This window comes from Variovorax rhizosphaerae, from assembly GCF_037889975.1.
GTDB classification, from domain to species: Bacteria; Pseudomonadota; Gammaproteobacteria; order Burkholderiales; family Burkholderiaceae_C; genus Variovorax; species Variovorax rhizosphaerae.
In genome coordinates this window covers 94,874-108,486 of record NZ_JBBKZT010000008.1, presented here as the reverse complement: position 1 = coordinate 108,486, position 13,613 = coordinate 94,874, and the positions used below count along the sequence as shown (strand labels likewise).

Genomic DNA, 13,613 nt, shown 5'->3' with positions numbered 1-13,613 from the left:
ACATTTGCCGACGCGCCGTTTCGTGGTGACGACGGCATCGTCCTTCCTGCGCTGCTCCGCGCTCGAGCCGCAGTGCGAATGGCCGCGTCAACCTGTCCTTGTCATCTGCGGCAGCACCCACTCGCCACTCAATATGTCGTCGTTGGGTTGGTACATGCGCAAGATGACGTAGAAGCCGCCATCCGGGGCCGGGAGCCAGTTGGACTTGTCGCTCGGAGCTTCATGCTGCACCTGGAGGGTGAAGGAGCCGTCGGCATTCTTTTTCAGGCCTGCCGTATCCGACCCGATCTTGTAGCGCGCGAGTTCGTTGGGGACCAGCATCTTGTCGCCTGCGTTGTACATGGTCAGCGACCAGAACGCGCTCACCGGGGGCGCACTGTCGAACTTCAACTCGTAGTGATTCTTGCCGTCGAGCGGCGCGTCGTCTGCATCCGTGTAGCGAATCGGGTACATGGCTTCGCGTTCGCCGTTGCCCCCCAGGTAGGGCCCGGCGACCACGGCACGCAGCGGATAGTTGAAGCCGAAGCTGTCCAGGCCAGTCACCCAGTCCCAGCCGCTGCGCTTGCTTGCAGTGCTGGCGAACGACGCTACGGCCACAGAGGGCGCATCGGCGAGCCCTCGCACCACACCGTTTCGCATTTCCGGGCTCAGCCTGGTCGCATCGAAGCCCTTGCGGGTCAATCCCATCCGCGCGAATTGGCCGAACAACGCCTCATCGGCTGGCTTGATGGAATTGCTTTGAAGTGCATGGCCCAGCAAGGTGAAGAAGCCAAGTTCGTCGTTGTCGGTGGCGGGCAACGGAGGAAGCTCGGTACGGCCGACCTTGGACGCATCGAGCGGCGTCAGCTCGAACTTCTGCTGCAGCGCGTGAACGGGCGCCGCAGGCTCACCCTGCGCGATTCGAAGGCGGCCCCATAACCAGACCTTGCTGGTCGATGCATCGAGACGCGTGACGCCGCTTGGCAATGTGCCGCTCCAGCCCGGCGGCACGATGGCGTAGCGAGCGGCCTTGGTGCCCGTGGTGCGCCGCCCGATGTAGTGCTCCAGCTCCTGGTACATGTTGAAGACGTTGACCACGTAGTAGCGGTCGTCGGTGTCGGGCACGCTCAGCAGGTAGGGCTGGCCGAGGTCGACCACTGCGCTCATGTAGTAGGTGTCGTTGTTGGCCGTCGGCATGTCCTTGGCCTCCGGCGTGGCGAGCTCTGTCGCCCACCCGATCCGGTTGAGGACCGCCCGGTAACTGGTCGGCGGGTTGTCGGCAGGAACGGTGGCGTAGTCGCGCATGACCGTCTCCATCCTGACGAGGGGGTAGCCCCAGGTGTACGCGGACACGGCCAACTGATAGCCATCCGTCTCGAGTCCTTTCGCCACGACTTCCGGCGTGGCGGGCGTGCTGAGCAATGCGTCCGGGGTGCTTGTCATACAGATGCCTTTCAGTGGGTAGGCTGTTGGAGGTCAGGCCATTCGAGTGGCCATCGCCTCGAAGGTGTGTAGTGGGGTTGGCACACCGCTTGAAGTGCTCGATCGCTGCGAAATGCAGCCGCGGCACTGTTCATTCGGCCAGTTCGAAATCCGGCATCTTGAAGGTCTTCTGATTGAGTTCTTCCGTCGGGCCGTAGTAGCGGAACATGGGCATCGGCCGCTTTCCCGAGGTGGGAATCCAGTTTGCATCCAAGCCCGCTGGCGCCTTGGGTCCGACGTAGATCGTCACGCCGCCATCGGCATTCTTCGTCATCTTTTCCAGGTCGAAGGACGAGAGCGTGCTGCGATTGCTCTCGCTGTAGATGAACGCAAAGGTGGCCCGGTCGTAGACCGTCAGCGCCCAGAATTGCTTGACCGGCACCTTCGCCGGGACGTTGACCTTGTAGAGCTTGCCAGCGTCCAGCGCCTTTCCGTTCTTGTCGGCAATGGCGACGGTGTACTGCGTTGCCGGTGATTCACTCAGCACTTCGGGCACGTAGGTGCACCACGCATATTGGGCCGCCCGCGCAATGATGTCGATGCGGTCCGGGTAGTCGTATGTGAATCGGCGGTTGTCGTCGGTCTGCATCAACGATGCGTAGTTCCGGTCGGGCCAGAACAGCTTTTCCTTGGGGAAGTTGTCGAACACGCCCTGCAGGTAGTGCCATGCATCGATGGCCCCCTGGCGCACGGCGCGCTTCGTCGTGTCGTCCGGTGCGTAGGGCTTGCCGCGCTCGATGCCCAGGCTCTTGAGCATGCCCATCATGAGTTTGTCCTGGGGACGCACGGGCTCGACGGTAAAGATGTCGTGGATGTCCTTGAACATCCGCTCGTCGTAGAAGGGCAGCGTGGCGTAGCGGTCGTTGATGGGGTCGATGAAACGCTGTTTCGGCGGGCTCTTCGCCTCGGACAGGTAGTACATGCGCAGGCGCTTGGCGTACGCATAGGCGTCGGCAGTCGTCTTGCCTGCCACTGGCACGGAGCGGAACGCGAAGGCCACCCGGTAGTTGGGCGAGGGCACATGGATGTACCCGGACGGGATCGCGCCCTTGTATCCCGGCGGCGTCAGGAGGTATTTCCCGCCCTTGCCTTTGTCCTTGCCCGACGGGCCGACGTCCGCAATCGTCAATTGCCAGGCGTCCACCACCTGGCCGTACACGCTGCCATCCGCACCTGCCGCTGGCACCTCCAGGACGGCAGGGCCTTTTTGCAGGTCGGTGAAGGCCGTGATGTACGGCGTGCTGCTGTTGGCGGTCAGCGCCTCCAGCTTGGGGGTTGCAGGTGCGCTGTAGACAATGATGTCGTTGTCTTTCAGGCCCAGGTCGTCGAACGCAGCGCCGCGGAACCGGTAGATGGCGGCAGCTGGAATGGCCCACAACGTCGCCTCGAAGGCGCGCTGGTACTTGAGCTGGTAGTCCAGGTCCTTGCTGGATGCCTGGGTGCCTGGCGGAGGTTGGCCGCCGAACGGCTCATTGCCTTGCTGGGCAAGTACGGCCGACTGTCCTCCGAGACCGATGGCCGCACTCATGAGAACGCTTCGCAAAGCTGAACGCATCATCACGCACTCCGGTGAAGACACCCGTGACCCGGGACCTTGCCCATCGCCTCGACGGCGACGAGCGCAATCGACAATGGTGCGCAATCTCCCGCACCACGCACAGCGACCCCATGGGCAATCGGCGATGCACTTTGGGGCATGTCCGGTGGACGGGCACGACGCAAGCGCCATCGTCCACTCGCGCCAGGCTGGCCGTCCGGATTAGCCCGCGCCGCTTGCGCTGACGCGCCAGATGACGTCGCCCACGTCGTCTGCCACCAGCAGCGCCCCATCGGGCCCGATCGCGACGCCGACCGGGCGGCCGTACGACTCGCTTTCGTCGGGCGACAGGAAGCCGCTCAGGATGTCGCGCGGCAGGCCTGCCGGGCGGCCGCCCTCGAAGGGCACGAACACCACGCGGTAGCCGCTGAGCTTGCTTCGATTCCACGAGCCGTGCTGACCGATCGCCATGCCCGCGGGCCAGCCGGGCAGCGTGCCGGCGGGCAGCCAGCACAGGCCGAGCGACGCCGTGTGCCCGCCGAGCGCGTAGTCGGGTGTCAACGCGCTTGCGACCGCGGCCGGGTCCTGCGGCACGCGGTCGTCGACCGTGCGGCCCCAGTAGCAGTACGGCCAGCCGTAGAAGCCGCCGTCGCGCACCGAGCTCAGGTAGTCGGGTGGCGTCTCGTCACCGAGGCCGTCGCGCTCGTTGACCACGGTCCACAACTGGCCGGTGGTCGGTTCCCATGCGAGGCCGACCGGGTTGCGCAGGCCGCCGGCGTACATCCGGCTGCTGCCGCTCGCGAGGTCGATCTCGTAGATGCAGGCGCGGCCCTTTTCGACCTCGAAGCCGTGTTCGGCGATGTTGCTGAGCGAGCCGACGCCGGCGTAGAGCTTGCTGCCGTCAGGGCTCGCGAGCAGGCTGCGCGTCCAGTGGCCGCCCGGCTTGAATTCGTTGAGGCGGCGGCCCGGCGCGTCGATGCGCGTGGTGCCGGGGGTGTACGGGAACGCCACCACGCCGTCGGTGTTGCCGACGTAGAAGGTGTCGCCGACCAGCGCCATGCCGAAGGGCTGGCTCAAGCCCTCGAGCAGCGCCGAGCGGACCTCGGCGACGCCGTCGCGGTCGGCATCGCGCAGCAGCGTGATGCGGTTGGGGCTGGGGCCGATCGCGGCGGCGCGCCGCAGGGTGCTGACCATCGCGTAGTCGAACACCGACTTGCTCGGGCCCGGCTCGAACAGCGCCTCGGCCACCGTCACGTCGCCGTTGGGCAGCACGTAGATCCAGCGCGGATGTTTCAGTCCGGTGGCAAACGCGTTGACCTCGAGCCCGGGCGCCGGTGTCGGCTTGTGGCCGCCGGACCAGCCGCGCGCCGTCGGCATCTTCAGTGTCGGGATGCGGCCCTGGGGGCGTCCGTCGGGGATCGTCGGCGCGGCGCCGATCGCCTGCGTCGGATCGCCGGTCTGCATCCGGCGCCACTGCAGCGCCGCGTTGCCGGCAACCGCAACCATCTGCGCGAACACGCTCGACATGCTCATCTAGGTTCCTCTCGTCCCGGGTGGATGTTCAGTATCCGCATTTGCAGGATGACGGGCAACGCGTCGTTGCCGGAACGGCAGGCCAAGGCGCGCGAGCACCACAAATTGACTTCGCAAGCGATCCCCTGAGCACAGGATGGCAACTTTTCATCGGAGTCGGTAGGATTCCGCCGCCGCGCTGGATTCGCCCAGCGCCACCCAGGTCGCTCGCAAGGCGACGCATTCGTCCCAGGAGGGTGAAGTGTGTTGAGGCGGGATGTGGCACGGGGTTTCTTGAGCGCCTTGACGTGTTGGCCCTTCGGATCGGGTCAGGCGCAGGAGCGCGCGACGCTGACGAAGCTGCTGGTCGGGTTTCCTCCCGGGGGGCCGATCGACGGTATTGCCCGTGTGCTTCAGGCGCCCCTGCAAGAGTCGATGGGTACGCGGGTCATCGTCGACTATCACAGCGGCGCGAGCGGCCGTATCGCCGTTTCAATGGCCGCTCGCGCGCCGGCAACGGGCCAGACGCTCCTGATCACGCCCAGCGCCCAGGTGACCATCCAGCCCCATCTGTTGGCCGACCCACCGATCGACCCGATCCACCAGCTCGCGCCCATCGCGTTGATTGCGACGACGGCGCTGTGCGTGGTCGTCGCCAACGACCATCCGGCCCGGAACATCGGCGAGCTCAAGGATTGGTTTGCGCGCCATCCCGCGCGCGCGAATTGCGGCACGCCGGGATCGGGAAGCGTTGCGCATATCGTCGCGCTCGCGCTTTCGAGGCAACTGGACGTCGCGGTCACACCTGTGCACTATCGCGGCGCGGCGGAAATGCTGGCGGCGTTGTTGGAGGGCAGCCTGCACTCGGCCGTGGCCGTGCCCTTTGCGGCGCTGCCGCTCGCACAAGCAGGCAGGGTCCGGATTCTTGCCGCCACCAGCGACACGCGAGCAGATTTGCTTCCGGCCGTGCCAACCATGCTTGAGTCGAACCTGGACATCGTGGCGAGCGAGTGGGCGGGCGCATTTGCACCCAGCGGAATGGGCGCGGAGCAGCTTGATTCGTTGAACCGGGCGTTCTGCACGGCGATCGCGCAGCCCGGCGTTCAATCGACCTTTGCGCGCTATGGCCTGAGCGCCGGGGCTGCGGATCGCGCGCAGTTCACGGCACTGGTCCGCGACGACCATGCGCGCTGGGGACGGATCCTGAAGGATTCGGGCGTGAGCGTCGCGACCTGAAGCAAAGGGCCATGTGAACGACTTTTCCGAAACGATCAGCTTGCAAAGCGATGCCGCACCGACAGCGCCTGCGCCTTTCGACGACTTGCCGGGCTTCGATTCGATGCTGGCCCGCCTTTCCGCCCGCTTGATCACGCTGCGGCCAGCCGAGGTCGATGCCGCCATCGCCGCCGGTTTGGGCTCGATCGTGGAGGCGCTGGACGTCGACCGTTGCGCGCTGCTGCGCCTCGATCCGGATGGCCGCTCCTTCACCCGGGTCGGCATCTTCACGCGGGCTGGCCTGAGGACATCACCCCTGCATGAACGCGTCTTCGGCTACCCGTGGTGCATCGAGCGGATCAATCGCGGCCAATCGGTGATCTTCAGCACCGCCGACGAACTGCCGCCCGAAGCGCATGTCGACAAGGCATCCTTCAACAAGGCGGGTTCGCAATCGATGGCATCCATTCCGCTCGTGGTGGCGGGCGAGATCTATGGAACGCTCAATTTCCTGAGCCTGGATCGTCGCCGCGAGTGGAGCGAAGCGTTGCTCAGCCGCGTGCGCCTGGTGGCCGAGATCCTGGGCAACACGATCGCGAGAAAGCACGTGCAGGAGGAAAACCAGCGCCTGTTGGCTTTCGAGCAGATGCTCGTGGAGGTCGCGGCCTCGTTGATTTCCCTGGCCCCTGGCGACGTGGATTCAGCCGTCTCGAACGGCCTGCAACGGATGGCCGAGTTTCTCCACGCCGAGCGCGCGACGCTCTGGGCCTTCGACCGCGGCAGCGACGACCTGCTTCCCGGCCACTGCTGGAGAAGCGCCAATGCGCCGGAACCCGCGCGGGTGCGGGGCCGGGACTTGCCTTCCTTCATGGCTCGCCTGAAGTCCGGTTGGGTGGTGCGCATCGATGGCCCGGAAGAATCCTCGGCGGCGGTCGTTTCGCATGATCGGGACACGCTTCGCGCCCTGGGCAGCGTGTCGCTCCTCGCGTTGCCCTTGAAGGTCAGCGGCGTCGTGGTGGGTGCGATCTCGCTGGACACGGTGCACACGAGACGCGCCTGGCCCGAGGCGCTGGAGCCGCGCGTCCGGCTGCTCGGCGAAGTGTTTGCCACCGCCCTGGCGCGCCAGCAGGCAGAGCGCAGCATGCGCGAAGCACAGGCGGAAGCCGCCCAGCACCGTGAGCGGCTTGCGCACATCGCGCGGGTCCATACCGTGGGCGAGATGTCCGCGGGCATCACCCACGAAGTCAGCCAGCCCCTCGTGGCGATCGAGAACTATGCGCTAGCGGCGCGCCGGCATGCCGCGGCCGGGCCGGCGGCCAACCATGCCAAGCTCTGCGAACTGCTGGACAAGATCGCGGCCCAATCGAGCCGGGCCGGGGCGGTGATGCGCAAGCTGCGCACCATGGTCAAGCGCCACGAACTCGAGATGAAGAGGGTCCGGATCGACCAGATCGTGGAGGAGTCGCTGCGCTTCGCACGGATGGAAGGACACCTGCACGACGTCGCCATCACGCTGCGGGTGGCTCCCGGCTTGCCGGAGGTCATCGCCGATGACATCCAGATCCAGCAGGTCATCGTCAACCTGGTGCGCAACGCCAGCGATGCGATGAGCGAAGCGGCCAACGCTGGCGCCAGCAAGGATTTGGTCATCGAAGTGGGCGCCCTCGGGGAGGCCCAGGTCTTCGTGCGCATCGAGGACACCGGGGTAGGCTTCGGCGAAGGCGCGCTGGAGCGGATCTTCGAGGCCTTCTTCACGACCAAGTCGGCCGGCCTGGGCATCGGCCTGTCGCTGTGTCGGGCGATCGTGGAGGCCCACGGCGGCCGGGTCGACGGCCGGGCCAGGCCGGGCGGCGGCGCCATCTTCGAGTTCACGCTGCCCATTGCAGAGGAGATCGACCAGTGACCCAGGGTGTGACGGTATTCGTGGTCGACGACGATGAGGCGGTCCGGGACTCGGTGAAGGAACTGGTCGCCTCGGTGGGCCTGCGCGCAGAGACCTTTGCGTCAGCCGAGGCGTTCCTGGCCGCTCACGATCCCACGCGGGCCGGCTGCCTCGTGCTGGACGTGCGGATGGCAAGGATCAGCGGCCTGGGACTGCAGGCCCGGCTCCGCGAGATGAAAGCGCCCATTCCGATCGTCTTCGTGACCGCGCATGCGGACGTGCCGATGGTCGTCGAGGCGATGCGCGGCGGCGCGGTCGGATTCGTCACCAAGCCTTACCGGGAACAGGAACTCCTGGACAACATCAACGAGGCCATTGCGAAGGACGCGGCGGCCCGGAGCGACTCCAGCCGGCACGGCCAGTTTGCGCGGGCGCTGGAACTGCTCACCGAGCGTGAGAACGAGGTCATGCAACTGGCCATGCAGGGCTTGCCGAGCAAGGTCATCGCGCAGCGCCTGGACATCAGCCACAGGACCGTCGAGCTGCACCGCAGCCGGGTGCTCGAGAAGTTCGGCCTGGGCAGTACCGCCGAGTTGATCCGCATCGCGGCCGAGCATCGCCCCCGGTAGGTTGCTACCTACGTGGGGAGCGTGATTCCACGACTGGCGTCTTCGTCGCCACTGCCGCACGCTGCATGGCAGTGCCCATCATGCACGTCACCGTCTATGTTCTCGAGCCCGACGCCAGCCGGCGGGCCGGGATTGCGCGCGCGCTCTCCGGCTACGTGAAGTCCGTGGTGCTGCTCGACAGCTTCAAGGACTGGCTGGATCTGCAGGAGATCACGTCGCCCGCCTGCATGCTGCTGGCGCTGGAGTCTCCCGGATGGCCGATTCATGAACGGATCGCATGCGCCGCGCCCGCTTGCCCCGTCATCGTGATCGGCGAAACGGACGAGCTCGACACGGTCATCCAGGCCATGCGTGCAGGTGCGACGAACTTTCTCGATCGTCCCTGCAATGAACTCCGCCTGCGCACCGCCATTCGCGACGCGCTCCAGGCCTCGCGTTCCTGAACTGCGCGATACGTGGCATCACGTACCGGACCGCGTGGCATCACGTGCTCCGGCACGCGTTCGCCTTGATTGTCTTGCCAGGGGCCGGTCCCTACGATTTCCTCACAACCTGACGAGGAGATCACCATGGATGGAGATGCAACGCGGCGTGGCCTGTGCCTGGCCATGACGCTGGGGGCGCTGGGAACATCGGGCTTCGCCCGCGCCGCCGACAGCCTGATGCTCAACCTGAAGGACGAGGTCGAGGACAGCGTGGATTCCCTCAAGGGCGACCTGAAGGCCCGACAGGCGCGCGACCTGGCCATCGAGGCCTACATCTACGCCTACCCGCTGGTCACCATGGAGCTGACACGCCGCAGCCTGACCAACGTCGCGGCACCGGAAGCCGCCAAGGCGCCCATGGGCCAGTTCCTCAAGCTGCGCGGCTATCCGGCGGTCGACAACCATGCGGTGACGGCCCCGAACGCCGACACGCTCTACACGATCCTCTGGCTGGACGTGGCCAAGGAACCGTGGGTCGTTTCGACGCCCGACATGAAAGGCCGCTTCTTCCTGCTGCCGATGCTCGACGGCTGGACCGACGTCTTCGAGGTGCCGGCCAAGCGCACCACGGGCACCGGCCCGCAGAAGTTCGCCATCACCGGCCCGGGCTGGAAGGGCACCCTGCCGGCAGGCGTCAAGCAGTACAAGTCGCCCACCGGCATGGTGTGGATGCTGGGTCGCATCTATTGCACCGGGACGCCCGAGGACTATGCCGAAGTCCATGCGCTGCAAGACCAGATGTCTGCCGTGCCGCTGTCGTCCTACGGAAAGTCGTACACCCCGCCGCCCGCAACGGTCGACCCGAGCATCGACAGCAAGACGGCGGTGCGCGACCAGGTCGAAGCGATGGATGCCGCGAGCTACTTCACCCTCTTCGCGCAGTTGCTCAAGACCAATCCTCCGGCGGCGGCCGATGCGCCGATGGTCGCCAAGCTGGCGAAGATCGGCATCGTGCCGGGCAAGGACTTCGACGCATCCAGGCTCGACGCCTCGGTCAGCAAGGGACTGGCCGAGGCGCCGAAGCCGGCGCAAGCCAAGATCATGGGCTGGATGAAGAAGGGCATCCTGTCCGGGGACCTGAAGCTCAAGAACGGCTGGACCTACACGACCAAGACGGGCCTGTACGGCACCAACTACATGCAGCGCGCCCTGATCACGGCCATCGGCCTCGGCGCCAACCGGCCGCAGGATGCGGTGTATCCAACGTCGACCGGGCCCGACATCCTGAAGAAGTACGACGGCTCCAAGAAGTACGTGATGCACTTCCCGAAGGGGCAACTGCCGCCCGTCAACGGCTTCTGGTCGCTGACGATGTACGACACCGCCTACTTCTTCGTGCCGAACGCGCTCAACCGCTACACCGTCAGCCAGCGCAACAAGCTCAAGACCAACGCCGATGGGTCGGTCGACCTCTACATCCAGAACGAGTCGCCGGGGGCCGATAAGGAAGAGAACTGGCTGCCCGCACCCAAGGACGGCTTCATCCTCATGATGCGGCTGTACTGGCCCAAGGACAAGGCGCCATCCCTGCTGGACGGCTCGTGGTTTCCGCCTCGGGCCAAGGAAGTGGCTTGAGCAGGTTGTGCAGGAAGCCGTGATCCGTCGCCAGTGCTGCGTCAGCGCGGGCTTCCGCCAACTGTATGCCCCTCGAAGTCTCACCCAGCGGGGTCGAATACGCTGAGGAACTCGCGCCGCGTCTTTGGCCCGTAGGTCCTGAAATGAGGATCGGGTTTCTCCAGGTACGCCATGCGCTTGCGGGCGACCGCGTCGCTGGCGGCGTAGCGCTTCACTTCCGTCGGCGCCAAGCCGTACACCTTCGCGGCGTTGAGGCCGAATATCCTGGCCCGCAGCGCAGGCGTCATCTCGGGGTATCCATGCCGTTCGCGCAGGTCCGCCGCGATCTGGAACGTCCGGAAGGCCTGGATCTGGTCCTGCGGTGAGCCGTACCAGATCGAGTCCGTGCCCCACAGCACGTTGTTCTCGCCGCATGCGACGATCAGTTTCCCCAGGGCGTGGGCCGCCTGTTCGGGGTCACGCATCAGGAAGCGCCACGTGCTGCCCAACTCGGCGTAGACGTTGCTGTTCGGCTTGACCTGGTGTTTGCGCAAGGACGTGATCAGCGTGTCGATGCCGTCGCTCTTGCCGCTCGCGTCGTAGGCCTTCTCGGTCACCGTGCTGACGAAGCCCGAGTGATAGATCAGGAAGTTCACGTCCGGGAAACGCCTGGCGACGACACCGATGTCGCTGCATTGGCTGTGCTCGTAGGAGCGTTGTCCGAACGGCAGCCCCTTGTGGATGCAGATGTTCTTGACGCCCAGCGCGCGCGCCTTCTCGATGAACCGGATGCCGACGTCGTCGTGAAGGAAGTAGCCCTTGCCGTCCGGCCCATACTGCGTGTAGGTCTTCCAGGCGCTGATGCCCCACTTCTCGTGCAACTCGTCCATGCCCTCCAGGTCTCCGGGCTGGTTCGGGTTGACGCGTCCATGCAGCAGCAGCCGGTGCGTTCCCTCGAGCTTGTCGACCAGCCTGCGGACCTCGTCGGCGGCCTGGATCGTGACCGGTTCGGCGTCGCGAGCGGAGGGCACGAAGGACAGCACCATCACGTCGGTGTCGCTGTCCATGAACACGTCCTTGAGGAAGACCTCCGCGCGCTTCGAATTGCCTTTGGGCGTGTCGATGAAGTGCCCCTGGACGTCGAGGATGAACTCCTGCCTGGCCGGGCCGACCTGCGCGCGCGCGAGCTGCATGTCCAGCGCGGCGTCGCGGGGCAGTTCGAAGAAGCCGCCGGCCCTTCCGGCCGCGGCGTTGGCCGCGTTGAAGGCCAGCAGCGTGCTGGCTGCCCCGCAGGACGAAGTCAGGAACGCGCGCTTGGAACATCCCAGCCGCTTCGCGTTGGTTGCGGCGGCCTCGTGCGCGAGGCGGTTGGCTTCGATGTTCGCCGGCCACAGCGCCACCGGGGCGAACTCGCCATTCGAGGTGCTGTCGAGCTTGATGGGAAGGCGCTTGCCCTCGGGGTCGCTGTCATGCATGGTGGTCCTCCGGTTTGATCAAGAAGCTCGGCCCTCGCAGCGCGCTGTCCGGCGACATGCCTCGCCTCCGAGTCAGCGCGCGCGCCGGTAGTGCATGGCGACCGCGCCGCTGCGCAGCGCCTTCGCCGAGATCAATTCGAGCCGTCGCGTGCTGGGCAGCCCGCTCTCGTACAGGGTCGGGCCGTGGCCGGCAATCCTGGGGTGGACGAGCAACTTGTACTCGTCGATCAGTTCCAGCCGGTCCAGCTCCGTCGCGAGCTTGCCACTACCGAGGAGCACGCCGTCCGGTGTCGCGTCCTTGAGCTTCTGTACGCCCGTGCGCAGGTCGCCGGCGATGGGGTGGCTGTGGGTCCACGGGAAGTCCTTTCGCGTCGAGGACACCACGTACTTCGGCTTGGCTTCCAGCTTGAGCGCCCACTCGCGCATCGCCGGCGGTGCCTCCACCTCGCCGCGGGCGACCGCTGGCCAGTAGCTCTCCATCATCTCGTAGGTGACGCGGCCCCACAGCATCGCCCCGCCCTCGTCCATGAGGCGGGTGAAGAAGGCGTGCGTCTCATCGTCGGCGATTCCTTCCTGGTGGTCGACGCAGCCGTCCAGGGTGACGTTGATACTGAAGGTCAAGAGACCCATGGTGTCCTCCGATCGAGATACGCGACGAGCCGCTCGCCGTCTGGCACCGAGGGCACGAGCCCAATGGACGCAGAAAGCGGCCGTCCATCGGGGCGACTCTGCCAGCAGCTCGCATCATGCGCAACGATGGATATTCGAAGGGCTTCAACGTCTGGGACGGGTGGCTCGCTTCCCGCGTGTCGGCGCCAATCCCGGAGCCGCCCGGCGTCCATCCAGGCGCGAGATCTCGGCGTCCGCATTGGCAAAGCTCGCCCGGATGAACTCGAACGCACGCGAGCTTGCAGGCGCCAGCGTGCGGCCGGCCCGATGGATGATGCCGAGCGTCAGGTCCAGGTCCAGCGGCGGGGTCACGTCGAGCGGTACCACTACTCCGGCCTTCAACGGGTCGATCACCGCGATGGCCGTCGATGGCGTGACGGCGTCGCTCGATGCAAGCAGGGCGTGCACCGTGGAGAGATCACTGGTGCTGAGGGCGAAGTGCTGGCTGATCGGCATGGTGAGGCCATACAGGTCGGCAATCCTGCGCTCCACCGTCTCGTCGGCGTAGCCTGCGGAGATCAGCGGATAGGCAGACAGCCGGGCCATCGCGATGTCGCCGCTTGCCGCGAGCGGATGCCCAGCTCGCGCGAACCAGCCGAAGGTGCAGGGGTAGAGCGCCTCGGTCACCATGTCGGGATCGTGCTGCGCGATGCGGACGTCGCCGATGAAGAAATCGAGTTGTTCCTTCAGCAAGGCGGCATGGAGCACGTCGGTGCTCTGCACCATGGCACTCATGCGCAGGCCCGGCGCCCTGGCGAGCATCTCCAGCATCAGCGGCGCCAGCAGGAACTTCGCGATCGATGAGCCCATGCCGAAGGCCAGCGAGCCGAGTTCGCCGTCGCGCATGAGCGCCAGCGAACGCGCCCCTTCGTTCTCGTCGAACACCATGCGCCGCGCGCGCTCGACGTAGGCCAGGGCATAGGGCGTCGGGCGCAGTCGGCGGTCCTGCCTGTCGAACAGCGGCACCCGCAATGCGTCCTCCAGCGCACGCAGGCTGCGCGAGAGCGCGGGCTGGCTCAGGTGCACCATCTCGGCAGCCGCGGCCAGCGAGCCGAGGTCGATGACGGCCAGGAAGTGCTTCAGCTGACGGATGTTCATGCCGACCTTTCACTTGCAGGTTATGCAAGTCATTGCTGAACATTATGCAATTTACGCAAGCGTGGCGAATTCCTAGACTGCCTCCCACAGCCCGGA

11 protein-coding genes are annotated in these 13,613 nt (G+C 66.0%); 5 read left to right on the top strand and 6 right to left on the bottom strand.

What is annotated here, in order from left to right:
- Nucleotides 1-87 precede the first annotated feature (87 nt).
- The 3 genes from WKW82_RS18010 to WKW82_RS18000 all read right to left on the bottom strand — a co-directional run bounded on the left by WKW82_RS18010 (nt 88) and on the right by WKW82_RS18000 (nt 4,531).
- Complete coding sequence (locus WKW82_RS18010) at nt 88-1,422, bottom strand: DUF1254 domain-containing protein (RefSeq protein WP_340343694.1); 1,335 nt, start codon at nt 1,420-1,422, stop codon at nt 88-90.
- Nucleotides 1,423-1,552: 130 nt separating this feature from the next.
- Nucleotides 1,553-2,989, bottom strand: coding sequence for a DUF1254 domain-containing protein (locus WKW82_RS18005; protein ID WP_340343693.1), 1,437 nt, complete (start codon nt 2,987-2,989; stop codon nt 1,553-1,555).
- A gap of 231 nt (nt 2,990-3,220) precedes the next feature.
- Entirely contained in the window at nt 3,221-4,531 is a 1,311-nt protein-coding gene (locus tag WKW82_RS18000; protein ID WP_340343692.1) for a PQQ-dependent sugar dehydrogenase, read from the bottom strand.
- 414 nt (nt 4,532-4,945) lie between these two features.
- Here WKW82_RS18000 and WKW82_RS17995 point away from each other — a divergent pair, with 414 nt between their 5' ends.
- The 5 genes from WKW82_RS17995 to WKW82_RS17975 all read left to right on the top strand — a co-directional run bounded on the left by WKW82_RS17995 (nt 4,946) and on the right by WKW82_RS17975 (nt 10,296).
- Nucleotides 4,946-5,746, top strand: a complete 801-nt coding sequence (locus WKW82_RS17995; protein WP_340343974.1) for a Bug family tripartite tricarboxylate transporter substrate binding protein — start codon at nt 4,946-4,948, stop codon at nt 5,744-5,746.
- A 13-nt stretch (nt 5,747-5,759) separates the two neighbouring features.
- Nucleotides 5,760-7,628 (top strand): GAF domain-containing protein, encoded by a 1,869-nt coding sequence (locus WKW82_RS17990; protein WP_340343691.1) that lies wholly within the window; start codon nt 5,760-5,762, stop codon nt 7,626-7,628.
- On the top strand, nt 7,625-8,236 hold the full coding sequence (locus WKW82_RS17985; protein WP_340343690.1) for a response regulator transcription factor: 612 nt from the start codon (nt 7,625-7,627) through the stop codon (nt 8,234-8,236). Before WKW82_RS17990 ends, WKW82_RS17985 begins: the two co-directional genes overlap by 4 nt.
- An 80-nt stretch (nt 8,237-8,316) precedes the next feature.
- Nucleotides 8,317-8,679 (top strand): response regulator transcription factor, encoded by a 363-nt coding sequence (locus WKW82_RS17980; protein WP_340343689.1) that lies wholly within the window; start codon nt 8,317-8,319, stop codon nt 8,677-8,679.
- Between the two features lie 126 nt (nt 8,680-8,805).
- Nucleotides 8,806-10,296: a DUF1254 domain-containing protein gene (locus WKW82_RS17975; RefSeq protein ID WP_340343688.1), complete on the top strand. Its 1,491-nt coding sequence runs from the start codon at nt 8,806-8,808 to the stop codon at nt 10,294-10,296.
- Nucleotides 10,297-10,376: 80 nt separating this feature from the next.
- Here the strand turns inward: WKW82_RS17975 and WKW82_RS17970 are convergent, their stop codons facing one another.
- From WKW82_RS17970 to WKW82_RS17960, 3 genes are all read right to left on the bottom strand, one after another.
- Nucleotides 10,377-11,750 carry an amidohydrolase family protein gene (locus WKW82_RS17970; protein ID WP_340343687.1) on the bottom strand — a complete coding sequence of 458 codons (1,374 nt, stop codon included), beginning with the start codon at nt 11,748-11,750 and terminating at the stop codon, nt 10,377-10,379.
- Between the two features lie 72 nt (nt 11,751-11,822).
- Nucleotides 11,823-12,380, bottom strand: coding sequence for a dihydrofolate reductase family protein (locus WKW82_RS17965; RefSeq protein WP_340343686.1), 558 nt, complete (start codon nt 12,378-12,380; stop codon nt 11,823-11,825).
- A gap of 144 nt (nt 12,381-12,524) precedes the next feature.
- Nucleotides 12,525-13,517 carry a LysR family transcriptional regulator gene (locus WKW82_RS17960; RefSeq protein ID WP_340343685.1) on the bottom strand — a complete coding sequence of 331 codons (993 nt, stop codon included), beginning with the start codon at nt 13,515-13,517 and terminating at the stop codon, nt 12,525-12,527.
- Between the last annotated feature and the right edge of the window lie 96 nt (nt 13,518-13,613).

Excerpts from the sequence above, each read along its gene's own strand:
- WKW82_RS18000 (WP_340343692.1), bottom strand. The coding sequence starts at position 4,531 with ATGAGCATGTCGAGCGTGTTCGCGCAGATGGTTGCGGTTGCCGGCAAC.
- WKW82_RS17965 (WP_340343686.1), bottom strand. The coding sequence starts at position 12,380 with ATGGGTCTCTTGACCTTCAGTATCAACGTCACCCTGGACGGCTGCGTC.
- WKW82_RS18005 (WP_340343693.1), bottom strand. The coding sequence starts at position 2,989 with ATGAGTGCGGCCATCGGTCTCGGAGGACAGTCGGCCGTACTTGCCCAG.
- WKW82_RS17995 (WP_340343974.1), top strand. The coding sequence starts at position 4,946 with ATGGGTACGCGGGTCATCGTCGACTATCACAGCGGCGCGAGCGGCCGT.
- WKW82_RS17960 (WP_340343685.1), bottom strand. The coding sequence starts at position 13,517 with ATGAACATCCGTCAGCTGAAGCACTTCCTGGCCGTCATCGACCTCGGC.
- WKW82_RS17970 (WP_340343687.1), bottom strand. The coding sequence starts at position 11,750 with ATGCATGACAGCGACCCCGAGGGCAAGCGCCTTCCCATCAAGCTCGAC.
- WKW82_RS18010 (WP_340343694.1), bottom strand. The coding sequence starts at position 1,422 with ATGACAAGCACCCCGGACGCATTGCTCAGCACGCCCGCCACGCCGGAA.
- WKW82_RS17980 (WP_340343689.1), top strand. The coding sequence starts at position 8,317 with ATGCACGTCACCGTCTATGTTCTCGAGCCCGACGCCAGCCGGCGGGCC.
- WKW82_RS17975 (WP_340343688.1), top strand. The coding sequence starts at position 8,806 with ATGGATGGAGATGCAACGCGGCGTGGCCTGTGCCTGGCCATGACGCTG.